The sequence below is a fragment of the Sulfurovum xiamenensis genome (assembly GCF_030347995.1).
Taxonomy (GTDB): domain Bacteria; phylum Campylobacterota; class Campylobacteria; order Campylobacterales; family Sulfurovaceae; genus Sulfurovum; species Sulfurovum xiamenensis.
This window is the reverse complement of the sequence record NZ_JAQIBC010000001.1, coordinates 378850-392475: the sequence shown is the minus strand read 5'-3', so window position 1 is coordinate 392475 and position 13626 is coordinate 378850. Positions and strand designations below refer to the sequence as shown.

Below are 13626 nucleotides of genomic sequence, written 5' to 3'. Positions count from 1 at the left end.
TAATTTAGTTTAATACCTTTAGGGTTCAGGGATGGATATCATATTGACAAGATTTCAAGACATTATAGCTCAAATCACACGTGAAGAGTATGCAACAATGGCCATAGTGCTTTTATCTATTCTCTTTGTATTCTATACGTATCTGCTTTCAAGACAACAAAAGAAATTAAAAATAACACTTGAAAATAACTTAAAGGTTTTTCAAAAAGCATTTGATCTTTCTGATGATGCTGTATTGATACTTTCTCCCCAAAATAAAGTGATATATGCAAGTAACGCCATGGTACGATTGCTGGATCTAAAAAGTGATTTTTTATTGAAAACATTTATAAGCACGGCTCAAATCAAAGTAAAAAAAGAGTGGGCAGGATTAAATCAATTTATTCAAGAACATCGTATCACATCTAATAATAAAGTACGTACTTATCCTCATATTACATTAAAAATTTCAGCAGATGATGAGATACCTGTGAATGTATATTTAGATACTATAGTGATGGAGATGCCGAAGGGTGTCTTGTGTGATGTGATATCGATTCAAGATCTAAGCAAAGCCAAGGAACGATCTGCTGCGGACTTTAAACATCCATTGACACACTTACCCAATCAATTACAGGTCTACAATGACCTGCCGGCATTTTTTTCAAAAGCACATTTAGAAAAAAATAAATTGGCTTTAATGCTTATGAGTTTAGACAATCTCTCAAGGTTACGATCCATTATAGGAGATGAACAGGCTAATGATATACTCAAAAAATTTGCTACATACTTGGAGACTTTGACGAAGAATGCAAATGTATCTGTATATCATACGTTTGATAATCATTTTTTGATGACAGTAACGAACTTGCACTCTATAGATGAGGCAAAAATATTTATAGAAAATATCCAGAAAAAATTGGCCACATTTTATAAAATGGATGGTGTACATTTACATCTGACTGCTTCAGCAGGTATAGCCATATATCCAGATAGTGGAAATATACGCCTACTGCTTGATCATGCATATAAAGCGTTGGCACAAGCAGAACAAGAGGGTGATAATAATATCACTATATTCTTACCTGAAAAATTTACAGCTGCGTATGATGAATTGAGACTTCACAGTGATATGCCGGGTGCATTAAGCAGAGGTGAATTTGAAGTATACTATCAGCCAATTGTCCGATCAAAAGATCAGGAAGTTGTTGCAGCTGAAGCACTGATCCGATGGAAGCATCCGCAATATGGTATGATCCCTCCGGATGTCTTTATCTCTTTAATGGAGAAAACAGGTTTTATTGTGAAGTTGGGCCAATTTATACTGGATGAAGTTCTGAAACAGCAAAAACGCTGGGAACTGTTCAATTTTAAGAGTATCGAGGTTTCGATCAATGTATCTATGATTGAGATCAATACGGGTGAATTTGTTCAACATGTAGAGAAAAAACTTGCAGAGCATCAGCTTGATCCGGAATGTATCAAATTTGAAATTACAGAGGGTATCGCTATGCTCAATGAAGCGCAGACTGTCAAATACTTTCTTGCATTAAAAAAATTGGGTGTGGGTATCTCATTGGATGACTTTGGTACAGGGTATACTTCTTTTGGATATTTGAAAAAATTTCCTGCAGATATTGTAAAAATTGACAAAAGTTTGGTCGACTATATCTTAACCAACGAAGAAGATCAGAGAATTGTAAAAGCGATCATCGAACTGGCACATACATTAGGCATGAAGATAGTGGTGGAAGGTATTGAAAATAAACAAATGGTCGATATGATAACTTCTTATGGATGTGATTATCTGCAAGGATACCATTTTTCAAAACCCTTACCTGTGTTTGAATTTCAAAAACTGATCAGATAATGGGTATTTGACAATCATTAGAATATAGAGAGAAGCTACCGAACAATCTGTTCGGTAGCTTTTACCCCTCATTAGTCTCTATTTTTATTATCTATGATTGCATGAATGACTTTTTGTGATTTTGGACGTAGTCGGAATGTCTTGTCCTTTTCTCTTGTCTAGTTTTTAGCGTTAGTTATTGCCACAATTGCACCTGTAGTAATTACTAATGCTGTCAGGATACCAAAAAAGATATATTGTAACTCCATTCTCGTCCTTTCTTCTTTAATTATCAAATAACCAACTCATGCCATACACCATTTCATCTTTAAAAAGTGACGGAAAAAGTTACAAAGGACAGAAACACTTATGGTCTTATCTAGAAGGGGCTACCAGAGAAGTATGCTTCTATACTTTAAGTTATTTTGGGCTGGAAGTATAGCAAAGAAGTGTTAATTCTTCGTAAAGGATTGTACAAACCTAAGTAAATTTAATAGTATTTCTATAGATTTTCAATCTCATTATTTTCATCGATAAGGAAATATCATAAAAGGTCATTCATTTAGGCATAAGTAGAGTGTAAAAGTAAGAAAGTAGCGAGTATGAAGAAAGATCTACCAAACAGGATGTTCAGCAGATCCTCTGAATATTCTGAGTACTAATCAGGAATGAATTTACATCATTCCTGGCATACCACCCATGCCGCTCATATCTGGCTGAGCTGAAGGTGGTTCAGGTATATCTGAAACAGTTGCTTCGGTTGTCAGAAGCAATGAAGCTACAGATGTAGCATTTTGAAGTGCTACACGTTCTACTTTAAGCGGATCAATGATCCCTGCTTCAAGCATATTGACATACTCTCCTGTTGCAGCATTAAACCCTAAATTCGCATCGGTTGAATTAGCGATTTCATTCGCTACTACACCTGCATCAAATCCTGCATTTTGTGCTATCTGCTTCACTGGTGCATAGACTGCTCTTAAGATGATCTCTGCACCTACCGCTTCATCATCTTTAAGATCAAGTTTGACAGCTTGGCTTGCTTTTATCAGTGCAGCCCCACCACCGATAACGATACCTTCATCCACAGCAGCTTTTGTAGCAGAGAGTGCATCGTCCACTCTGTCTTTTTTCTCTTTCATTTCAGTCTCAGTGGCTGCACCTACTTTGATCACGGCAACACCGCCAGAGAGTTTCGCCAGACGTTCCTGGAGTTTTTCTTTATCATATTCACTGGTGGTTGTACCAATTTGTGTTTTTATCTCATTTACACGCGCAGCAACGGCATTGGTATCACCTTTTCCATCAACGATGACAGTATTGTCCTTGTCAATGACCACTCTTGCTGCTTGCCCAAGATCTGCAAGTGTTGCTTTCTCAAGTGTAAGACCAAGTTCTTCAGTGATCAGTGTCGCACCTGTCAAGATAGCGATATCTTTCAACATTTCCTTTTTTCTGTCACCAAAACCTGGCGCTTTCACTGCAGTAATGTTGAGTACACCTTTTAGCTTGTTAAGAACGAGTGTTGAGAGCGCCTCACCTTCAATATCATCTGCAATGATAAGAAGCGGCCTACCACTTTGTTGTACCTGCTCTAACATAGGCACCAGATCTTTCAGTGAAGTCACTTTACCATCCGTTAAAAGAATAATAGGTGCTTCAAGCTCACAGGTCATTTTCTCTGTGTTTGTTACAAAATAAGGCGAGATATACCCTCTGTCAAACTGCATACCTTCAACGACATCAAGATCATCGTTGATCCCTTTTGCCTCTTCTACGGTAATGACACCATCTTTTCCGACTCTATCCATAGCCTCAGCAATGAGATCACCGATCGTCTTATCAGAGTTTGCAGAGATCGTAGCCACTTGTGCGATCTCTTTTTTATCTTTGACCTCTTTAGAGATCTTTTTGAGCTCTTCGATGATGGCAGCAGATGCTTTGTCCATACCTCTTTTTACTTCTATAGGATTTGCTCCGGCAGTGATGTTTCTGAGACCTTCTTTAAAGATAGCATGTGCAAGTACGGTTGCAGTCGTTGTACCATCTCCCGCTTCATCAGCCGTATTGGAAGCAACTTCTTTTACCAGTTGTGCACCCATGTTTTCTAGGCTGTCTGCAAGCTCTATCTCACGTGCTACTGAAACACCATCTTTTGTGATATGTGGTGCACCATATGATTTTTGAATCAGAACGTTACGACCTCTAGGCCCCATGGTCACCTTCACAGCATCGGCTAACTTTGTGACACCTTCAAAGAGACCTGATCTTGCTTTATCTGAAAAAAATATTTCTTTTGCCATATATTATCTCCTTAAATTATTTGATTAATCCAAGCACTTCTTTGCTTGTTAATATCAGGTACTCTGTACCTTCGATCATGACTTCCATGCCACTGAAGTTTGCAAAGACTACAGTATCATCTACATTAATACCATCCTCTTTTGCATCAGGACCAACTGCAACGACTTTTCCTTCCAGTGGTTTTTCTTTGGCTGTATCTGGAATATATAGCCCAGAAGCGGTTTGATTTGACTGCTCTTCACGAAGAACAAGCAGTCTGTCTTTTAATGGTTCAAATGCCATAGTGACTCCTTTGTATATGATTTAATTTTTGTAGTTGCATTGTAGTCATTTTTTCCAAAAATGTCAATAACTTTCTTTAAATTATTTAACAAATATGAGTGATATTGACTAAACTATTTGTTGTCTATAAAATATTAAGGCCTTTTTACCTTTTTTTTATCAAATGTGTTGACAATAAAGGTATCTTTAGATAAAATTCCGTCTCTTCACAACGATGTCAAGGTAGCTCAGCTGGTTAGAGCGCTGGTCTCATAAGCCGGAGGTCGAGGGTTCAAGTCCCTCTCTTGACACCATTTAAATTATCAACAATCCCCCTTATTTACTTAACATTCTGAAGAATGATCAAAATTCACGTACTTGTATTTCCCAGTTTCTGAGCCACGGGTCTAATTTTTTTGTCCCATGTTTGTCCCGATATTAATTTTACATTAATTTTACAAATGCTCAGTATCATAGTCAATTATTTACGAGGGAGATAATAAGCGTGAAAAACATATTAAAAGGTATTTATAATTGGTGTAAAAAGGATAAATCATCATGTTTACTAGTGTTAATGACGAATATTATATTGATTTTTTTTACAATAATAATATACACATATATAACCTTTGTAAGAAACATTTGAATGAGAATTTTATGCTTTACTTAATGAATATCAGCATATGCATTGGAAAAAATTAGAACTAAAACTACTAATTCAATATGTAAATATAGAAAAAGATTTGTGAAGATTAATTAAAATAATTCACGTATTTATATTTTCCTCTTTTTGAGCCTAGGCTCTACTTTTTGTCCAGATGAAAAATATTGTCTCCAAAAAATAGATGAGTCTGTGGTTGAATTGTCATTAAGACCCATGTACAAAGTCTTTGTATATATTTTGAAAATTCTTCGGGTCTTTTTTAGTGCCTTTTACTGAAAAAAACGGAAAATTCTTATGTGGAGAAAACCTTATAAATTTATATAGTGCATAAGGTTTTATGAATAAGGCATATTTGTGATACTCATATCTTTACAGACTGAGATGATCTATTCATTATTACTAAAGTATTCATCTTCTTGCCAGTTTTGAATTCCATGTTCTTTAAATTTATATCTCTTTAATAACGATTCATAATAGGCTTTTGCTAGTTTTTCACATGTTAAGATCTTTTTGATGTTTTCTTGATTATCTTTCGCATTAAGGGAGCATTGATTGACAAACTCAATTGTAAATTCTGGGTATTTCCTTGATATAAGTTCCCAAGTATCATGTGTGGCAATAAAGCCTTCTTGAATCACTCTTACATAAAATCCTGTTTTGTATTCTTTAACCACTAATGAAGTGAGATTTTTTATCCCTGTAACTGATGATATTTTCCAACAAGGTTGCCTAGGTTGAGATACTTCAAAAATAACTTCACCACATTGAAATCGATCACCAATACAAACATCACTATCATCCAAATCTAATATTGTTATATTTTCTCCAAATGTACATTCTGGTAGTTCTAAACTATGTATATTTTTAAAAAAGTCATAGTATTTTTGACTATACACACATACAGCTTTATCAGCTCCTCCATGATTTACTTTATCCCCTTGCATATCATCAATCAAGCCTAAATTGTTGACAAAAAGGCTTTTATGCGGGTCAATTTTCTTTTTTCTGTAAGCAGATGGATATTGTTTTCTTTTCCCATCATTGATCTCTTCTACAGTCCCACAATAAATATGTTTAATATTTGTTTTTATTACATTCATATTTTTCCTCTGTTATATTCTACACTTTAATATGAATATGATTGTAACTCTTATAATCTAACATAGACCATAACGGACAAAAGTTCTTTATAATATTATATATTTTATAAGGTTAGCAAAGATAAGAAATTTTTGATATGGTCTATAGTAGAATGATTATAAATGTAATTGTATAAGGAGTATACATGAAGAAGACCTTATTATTTTTAATTTCTATTATAACACTAATACATGCAGAAGACTTTGATACCTATCTTAAAAATTTTGATTACAAAGCACGTAAAGAGATGAAAATTTCTACATATGAAATGTTAGAGTTAGTAGCAAATAATGAGGCACAGCTCATTGATATACGCTTCAAAGAGGAATTTGAGGCCTGGAGTATGGGATTTGCTAAGAATATTCCTCTCAATGAATTACCTAAACGTTTGAATGAGTTGGATAAAAACAAACTCATAATCACAGCATGCCCACACAACGATAGAGCCAATATTGCTAGAATGTTTTTATATTTCAAAGGATATCGAGTGAGATATTTGAGTGATGGATTACTTAGAACCGCAGATACTTTACGAGGTGATAGAGCGAAAGAATTTATTCAGGAAAGCAAATAAAAAAATCAAGGAAATAGAATGATAAAAACTTCATAAAGTTATATATTTTATAAAGTTTTTATCTTATTCTGATCGTCTCGATGGGATCTAGAAAAAGTATTATTTATCTTTTGTATAAGAATAAGAAAATAATGTTATTATGCCAAAAAGGATTATCTCATATCTAAAAGGATACCACCTATGTATACAGTACAAATGGAAAAAGAGTGTGGATGTTTTAAAAAAAGTGAATACACCAATAATATGACCTTTGAAACACAACAAGATGCCTACAAGTATGCAACCACAGTCGCTGAACTTATGAATGAAGAGTTTTGTGGTACACACAACTTTACTGCACAAAAAGGGGATGGTGACTACTTTCTAATTACAGTGGCAATCAATCCTGAGGCTGTGGGCATTACGCCTCATGTGAGTTGTGATGTTGGCTGTAGTGCTACTGATAAGTGGTCTTTAGAGTCTAACGGCAAATCTAATAAATAACATTCAATTTATACTTTAATTTTTAACCTTACTCTCATCATCTTAGGCCAATCGATATTAAATTCTATATAGCCTTGCTATTATTAAATGATTCAGCTATAATGAATTTATCAAAGATGATCTAGAGTTTCATCTTAGGCAAGATTCTTATTGCTTACTTACAGTTTACAGTATTATCCTCCCAAAAGAACACTCCACATTATATTTTGAACATTTTAATCATAAAATGTATAAACAAATAAAGGAATTGCAATGGCAACTCAAGTAAATGGAACCGTAAAATGGTTCAACAGTGAAAAAGGTTTCGGTTTTATCGAACAAGAAAATGGCGGAAATGATGTATTTGTACACTATCGTCAAATTAATAGCAATGGTTACGACCGTGTCTCTCTTAATGAGGGTCAAAAAGTGACTTTTGAGATCGGTGAAGGTCAAAAAGGCCCACAGGCTGAGAACGTTACTGGTCTTTAAGAGCATCAATGGACAGAGAGTTCTGTCCATAGTTTAGACAATTTTCGAAATCACCTATTAATCATAAAGAACAACCATTAACAAGGATAATGGTGATATTAGATTATTTTCGTTTAAAAATATTTATTCAATTATGTTTATATAGATACATTCTTGCTATTTTTAACCTCCTGTTTTTTAGATTTTTCATTTACACATGCTTACTTTTATCGCGGAATAGAGCAGTTCGGTAGCTCGTTGGGCTCATAATCCAAAGGTCGTTGGTTCAAATCCATCTTCCGCAACCAATTAAATAAAATACAAGGAGAAAATATGTCAATAAACACAATAAATATATCTAAAATGATTAAACTAAATGTATTGATTAGACTTTTAAATAATCATGAACTATTTGATGTTGCCTGTTCAAAATCAGGCTTATCACTAAGTAATGCCAAACAACTTTTAGATAATACTGACCTCATAAAACAACAAAATTTAAGACCATAATAATGACTTTATGAGGATGACTTCAATTAACTAAACACTTCTTCTCCAAGTCTTAAAGAAAATGAAAACTTTATAAAATGTGCTATAGCAAGTGTATTTTATAAGATCATGAAGGTCAAACAATGGTGTATTTTTCTTTAAAATAACTTTCAGTATAGTTCAAAAAAGTTTGTCCAAGTCAAACTATCTGAAACGACCTTGAAAGACTCCAAAAAAAGACCCGCTTTTGTCCCAACGGTTTTTTATGAAACTGATCTTTCAGAAGGATTATATAGGACATAGTCTTTTCATCTAGCTTACTCAATAAGCTGTAGTCCGAGGGTGGAAATCTCTCTTGACACCATTAGAATAATCAACAACCCCTTATTTACCAACTTCATACTTACTTCACACAATAGGACTATACTTGCACTATGAATTCCATGAAGGACTCTTTCCCCTTTTTGATACTTCTGGTTTTCTGGTAACTTTTTATTTTAGATTGCATCAGCTTCCTTGTTTGTATGCTTCCTTTAATCTTGTCCAAAACTTTAAAAAGTTACCTTCTTCCTTCTCAAAATTTCACTATAAATGATTGATTACTCAGAACCCTATAAAGTATATTGCTTCTATTTTTACAAAATTTGAACTTCATGGTACAATAAGTCATAATACCTATAGTATGTAGTGGAAATAAGTTTGTATTCTGGTAGGTGTGTGGTAAAGACCCACTTTGCAATTGAAGGTATGAAAACATAGGCAAAGATATATACTATTTAAAAAAGGAGAGATCATGGCAACACCGGTAAAAGTCAGATTGGAAGCAGATAAAACACATTATTTCTGTACGTGTAGGAAAAGTGCAGACGGAGTATTGTGTGACGGCAGCCATAAAGGAACAACCTATAGACCACAACCATTTACCGTAGATACAACAAAGGAATATTCTCTGTGTGCCTGTAAAAAAAGTGAGAATCTTCCTTTTTGTGATGGGACACATAGGAAATTGTAAGGAGTGACCCTGTGTTAAGGCAAATCATTACTAAGAGGTTTATGGCTCTATTTTGATAATATTTAAAAATAAAATTTGCCATTATATCTAGCTATTGCCACAAGTATAGATGCCATCGTAGAAGGATTTACGCTCAATCTGCTTCAGTTAGACCCATATATTTCTATGATCATTATAGGGATGGTGACATTTATATGCAGTTTTTTGGTGTGTATATTGGTTCCAAGGCCGGCGGATTTTTAGAAGAGAAGGCTGAAAAAATAGGGGGTGTGATTTTGATCATGATCGGTTTAAAGATTCTCATTGAACACACGCTTTATGCATAAATAGATAGAGTAGATAAGCAAGGTGTTGAAAAAAATACCTTTATTCTTATGATCTAATACCTAATTTATGAAGAAGAAAGATCACACTGTAATAGGCTAAAACCGTTAAAAAGATCGAGATGAGCATACTCGGATAAAAGCTGAGTCCTTTTTTGATCAAAAGAGGAAAAGTGATAAATAGCGTCATGGAGGGGGCAATAAGCCAGACAATGTTCTGTGAAAACTCCACTGCCTTGCTACTGCTGTCTGTGTCGATATACATCCAGGTCATAGCCAATATCGATACCAGAGGGATAGCAGCCAATATGGCTCCGGCCAGACTGCTCCTTTTAGAGATCTCGGAGATCAATACAATTAAAACCGTGGTAATAACCAGTTTTGTTATATAGTAAGCCAATGGTTACTTCCTTTGTTTATTTGAAGTAGTCTATATCAAATTATAAAGTTACGGTTGTTGTCCAAATACCATGTAAATTACAGCCTGCTTTTGCTTTCAGTACTTTAACATTGTCCAATTTTACGGCAAAAGAAGCTGCACCACGTGAAATTTCTGGTTCAAGGACACTTTTACCTACCAGTTTATCATCTGCATAAAGTTCTATAAAGTCGATCCAGTGGTCCGGTGTACTTGGATGAATGATCCCCTCTTGGCCTACAGTGATATATACATCTGTATATCCGTTGGCATCTTTTTCTTTTATAGTGACAAGTGGAGAGTGTTTGAGTTCGCCTTTATCCATGTTAGATGGATCTTTTGGTTTCATCTCCATGCGGTTCATATGTTCCACAGACATCTTTGCTTCAGCACTGACTGCTGCCATCATTACTGTCACACCTGCTACTTTCAATGCATCTCTTCTATTCATGTCTATTCCTTTTTAAATGATAATTTGTGAACACTATATAAAAAATTTTCTTAATTTCATCTAAGCTATTACTCATATCGTAAGGCATCGATTGGATTCATTGCAGCAGCTTTTCGTGCAGGGATGATACCGAAGATGATACCGATCAACATGGAAAACACAAGTGCGATCACCGTAATGGAAGGATCAATGACCAGTACGATATCAAGCCATTGTGCCACACCAAAGGTGATTAGTACTCCAGATAGTATACCTACAATCCCTCCAAGGCCTGAAAGTACGATCGATTCGATAAGGAACTGTATCAAGATATCTTTTGCCATGGCGCCTACGGCCATACGTATACCGATCTCCCTTGTACGTTCCGTTACGGAGACCAACATGATATTCATGATACCTATGCCTCCTACGATCAGAGAGATCGCGGCTACAGCTCCCAGCATCACTGTCAGTACGGTCGTCACTTGTGAAATAGTATCAAGCAGTGCTGTCATGCTTCGAACCTGGAAATCATCATCTATGGGATTTTCTATATGTCTATGTTCTCTAAGTACTCTTTCTATCTGGATTCTTGCTTCCGCCAAAGGGACATTCTCTTTTACCGCAGCCATCATTAAATGAAGATTGTCAGTTCCACCTATACGACGCTGGAACAATGCAAAAGGGAGTAACACCACATCATCCTGATCCTGTCCGAATGTATTTGCACCCTTTGCTTCAAGAATACCGATCACTTCACATGAAAAGTTTTTCAGTCGGATCTTATTGCCTAGGATCGATTCGGGAGTGGCTGAGAGATTTTTGATGATGCTCTGTCCCATGATACATACTTTCTGTCCTGTTCTGAGTTCATTCTTCTCAAAGCCTCTTCCTTCTTTTATCTTCCAGTTCTGTATCTGTAGATACTCATTTTCAACACCCCTGATACTGGTACGGTAATTTTGTTCCCTGTAGATCACCGTCATGGAAGTGTTCTCCACGGGGGAGATCGCATCAAGCGCATAGATCGAGGAGCGAATGATTTCAAGGTCCTTCTTTTTAAAAGGTTTTTCGATCACACCTCTACTTCCGGGGCCTCTACGTTGTCCTGGCATAATATAGAGTGTATTGCTCCCCAACTTCTCCACACTCTGTGTGATCGACTGGCTGGCACCTTGACCTATATTGACCATCGCGATCACCGAAGCAATACCAATCACAATACCTACGGCAGTAAGCAGTGAACGCATAAGGTTACGCTTGATCTCACGCAGTGCCAGTAAAAATGCATTACGAAACACGATTGACCTCTTTTTCGATTGCCCCGTCCCGCAGATAGATCGTCCTTGAAGCATAGGCTGCTATATCATCTTCATGTGTCACCATGATCACGGTGATCCCCTGCTGGTTAAAAGTACGGATCAACTCCATGATCTCATGACCTCGTTTGGTATCAAGGTTTCCTGTAGGTTCGTCTGCGATGAGGATCTTTGGACGTGTCACCATTGCTCTGGCTATCGCTACACGCTGCTGCTGTCCTCCCGAAAGCTGGCCGGGGTCATAATAGAGTCTATCTTCCAGGCCTACATCCTTGAGTGCCTCGGTTGCCATGCGCTTGCGTTCTTTGCTGTCGAGCCCTTGATAGATCAAAGGGACTTCCACATTTTCGAGTGAAGTCGTCTTTTTTAACAGGTTATAACCCTGAAAGATAAATCCTAAAATATGCCTTCTGAACAATGCACGTTGGTCAGTACTTAGAGAATCTATCTGTGTATCTAAAAACGTATACTCGCCGTTGTTGGGTACATCGAGCGTACCCAAAATATTCAAAAGTGTCGATTTTCCGCTTCCGCTGGGCCCCATGATAGCGATAAAGTCACCTTCTTTTATCTCCAGGTCGATGCCATGCAGTACGGTGCTTGCTGCATCTCCTTTTCCATACACTTTACTGATATTCTTTAAAGTGATCATTGTGCAGTTTCCTGATTGATGATGACCTTCTGTCCCTCTTGAAGATCACTGCTCTCTATCGCACTCAAAGGGCCGTTGTTGCCGAGTACTTTGACATAGACCTTTTTAGGTAGCCCATCTTCAAGTATCCAGACATGAGGTTTTGGATCCACCTCTATCTTTTCACCCCTCTCCCCGCCAAAAAAGGATTGAGATGCTGGTTTGACAGGTATGAAAAGCAACGCAGACCGTTTTACTACAAATACATCCTTGAGCATTTTTGTCACAATATCAGCATCTACACTCATCCCTGGCTTGAGCAATAGCTCTTTGTTGTCCACTTCCATGATCGCTTTATAGGTGACGACACTCTCTAGTACTTCAGAATTGATCCTGACCTGACGTATCTTTGTATCGAAGGTAGTATCGGGGTAGGCATCAACACCGAAACTTGCTTTTTGCCCTGCTTGTATCTTTCCGATATCTGCTTCATCAATACTGATCTGAAGCTCCATCTTGCTCAGATCTTTTGCAATGCTGAAAAGTACAGGGGTCTGGAATGTCGCAGCTACTGTCTGTCCCGGATCGACATTCCTAACCAAAATAGTCCCAGTGATAGGTGAATAGATCTTGGTACGTTCCAAGTCATACTGTGCGGATTTCAAAGTGTGGATGGCTTGGGCTATCTGGGCTTGTGCATTAGCGATCTGCGCTTTGCTTAGCAGATAGTTTGCCCACTCCCTGTCCCAGTCACTTTGTGTGGGCAGTGTTCCCTTGGAAGCGTTTTTGAGTTTGTTATAGCGCTCGATGGTTGTTTTGGTCTGATAGTATTGTGCTTGTGCACTTTCCAATGCCGCTTTTGACATTTGCAGTGCTGCTTTGGCTTTATCATAGGCACTTTGGTATTTGGTCGTATCCAGACGGGCTAACAGTTCTCCTTTTTTTACCTGGTCATTATAGTCGACATAGACCTCTTCGATAGTGCCTGATACTTCCGTACCCACATCCACACTTTCAAGCGGCTGTATATACCCGCTTGCTGATACGGTAAGAGAAAGATCAGATTTTTGCAATACTTCTGAGACATAACGATACTTCATTCCATGTGTTTCTCTGAAAAAGAAAAAATAGATAGATATGAGTGTGACGAGAATGAAAAGTATGGCCCATTTGTTCCATTTCGTTGAGTCTTTATGATAGTTGATGATCTTTTGCATCTCTTCCATACGGTGATCCTTGTGGATATGAATAGCCCCTTACGGTACTAACTATACTATTCTAACAGAGCATTGTTTTTATG

General features: G+C 36.8%; 14 protein-coding genes, 2 tRNA genes and 1 pseudogene. 9 read left to right on the top strand and 8 right to left on the bottom strand.

Annotated features, from left to right (window positions below; genetic code table 11):
- Positions 1 to 43 precede the first annotated feature (43 nt).
- Positions 44 to 1849, top strand: coding sequence for a sensor domain-containing protein (locus PF327_RS02040; protein ID WP_289401117.1), 1806 nt, complete (start codon positions 44 to 46; stop codon positions 1847 to 1849).
- Positions 1850 to 2502: 653 nt separating this feature from the next.
- Here the strand turns inward: PF327_RS02040 and groL are convergent.
- Entirely contained in the window at positions 2503 to 4131 is a 1629-nt protein-coding gene (gene groL / locus PF327_RS02035) for a chaperonin GroEL (protein WP_289401116.1), read from the bottom strand.
- A gap of 16 nt (positions 4132 to 4147) precedes the next feature.
- Positions 4148 to 4414, bottom strand: coding sequence for a co-chaperone GroES (locus PF327_RS02030; protein WP_008244354.1), 267 nt, complete (start codon positions 4412 to 4414; stop codon positions 4148 to 4150).
- 216 nt (positions 4415 to 4630) lie between these two features.
- Here PF327_RS02030 and PF327_RS02025 point away from each other — a divergent pair.
- A tRNA-Met gene (locus PF327_RS02025) sits at positions 4631 to 4707 on the top strand.
- Positions 4708 to 5443: 736 nt separating this feature from the next.
- Here the strand turns inward: PF327_RS02025 and PF327_RS02020 are convergent.
- Positions 5444 to 6157 carry an MOSC domain-containing protein gene (locus PF327_RS02020; RefSeq protein ID WP_289401115.1) on the bottom strand — a complete coding sequence of 238 codons (714 nt, stop codon included), beginning with the start codon at positions 6155 to 6157 and terminating at the stop codon, positions 5444 to 5446.
- 185 nt (positions 6158 to 6342) lie between these two features.
- Between PF327_RS02020 and PF327_RS02015 the strand changes: the two genes are divergently transcribed.
- From PF327_RS02015 to PF327_RS01985, 7 genes and pseudogenes are all read left to right on the top strand, one after another.
- A complete protein-coding gene (locus PF327_RS02015) occupies positions 6343 to 6771 on the top strand; it encodes a rhodanese-like domain-containing protein (protein ID WP_289401114.1) in 429 nt (142 codons plus the stop codon).
- Between the two features lie 180 nt (positions 6772 to 6951).
- Entirely contained in the window at positions 6952 to 7254 is a 303-nt protein-coding gene (locus PF327_RS02010) for a hypothetical protein (protein ID WP_289401113.1), read from the top strand.
- 252 nt (positions 7255 to 7506) lie between these two features.
- Entirely contained in the window at positions 7507 to 7725 is a 219-nt protein-coding gene (locus tag PF327_RS02005; RefSeq protein WP_008244343.1) for a cold-shock protein, read from the top strand.
- A gap of 210 nt (positions 7726 to 7935) precedes the next feature.
- A tRNA-Met gene (locus tag PF327_RS02000) sits at positions 7936 to 8012 on the top strand.
- A 25-nt stretch (positions 8013 to 8037) separates the two neighbouring features.
- On the top strand, positions 8038 to 8214 hold the full coding sequence (locus PF327_RS01995; protein WP_289401112.1) for a hypothetical protein: 177 nt from the start codon (positions 8038 to 8040) through the stop codon (positions 8212 to 8214).
- 772 nt (positions 8215 to 8986) lie between these two features.
- The gene (locus PF327_RS01990; RefSeq protein ID WP_289401111.1) at positions 8987 to 9205 is read left to right on the top strand and encodes a CDGSH iron-sulfur domain-containing protein; all 219 of its coding nucleotides are present in this window, start codon (positions 8987 to 8989) and stop codon (positions 9203 to 9205) included.
- Positions 9206 to 9280: 75 nt separating this feature from the next.
- Positions 9281 to 9531 (top strand): annotated as a pseudogene (locus tag PF327_RS01985) (manganese efflux pump).
- Positions 9532 to 9577: 46 nt separating this feature from the next.
- Here PF327_RS01985 and PF327_RS01975 read toward each other — a convergent pair.
- The 5 genes from PF327_RS01975 to PF327_RS01955 all read right to left on the bottom strand — a co-directional run bounded on the left by PF327_RS01975 (position 9578) and on the right by PF327_RS01955 (position 13552).
- Positions 9578 to 9928, bottom strand: coding sequence for a DUF3147 family protein (locus PF327_RS01975; RefSeq protein WP_289401108.1), 351 nt, complete (start codon positions 9926 to 9928; stop codon positions 9578 to 9580).
- 40 nt (positions 9929 to 9968) lie between these two features.
- Complete coding sequence (locus PF327_RS01970; RefSeq protein WP_289401107.1) at positions 9969 to 10397, bottom strand: desulfoferrodoxin family protein; 429 nt, start codon at positions 10395 to 10397, stop codon at positions 9969 to 9971.
- A 68-nt stretch (positions 10398 to 10465) separates the two neighbouring features.
- Entirely contained in the window at positions 10466 to 11677 is a 1212-nt protein-coding gene (locus PF327_RS01965) for an ABC transporter permease (RefSeq protein ID WP_289401105.1), read from the bottom strand.
- On the bottom strand, positions 11667 to 12347 hold the full coding sequence (locus tag PF327_RS01960) for an ABC transporter ATP-binding protein (protein ID WP_289401104.1): 681 nt from the start codon (positions 12345 to 12347) through the stop codon (positions 11667 to 11669). Before PF327_RS01960 ends, PF327_RS01965 begins: the two co-directional genes overlap by 11 nt.
- Positions 12344 to 13552, bottom strand: a complete 1209-nt coding sequence (locus PF327_RS01955; protein ID WP_289401103.1) for an efflux RND transporter periplasmic adaptor subunit — start codon at positions 13550 to 13552, stop codon at positions 12344 to 12346. The genes PF327_RS01960 and PF327_RS01955 overlap by 4 nt, the downstream gene beginning before the upstream one ends.
- Between the last annotated feature and the right edge of the window lie 74 nt (positions 13553 to 13626).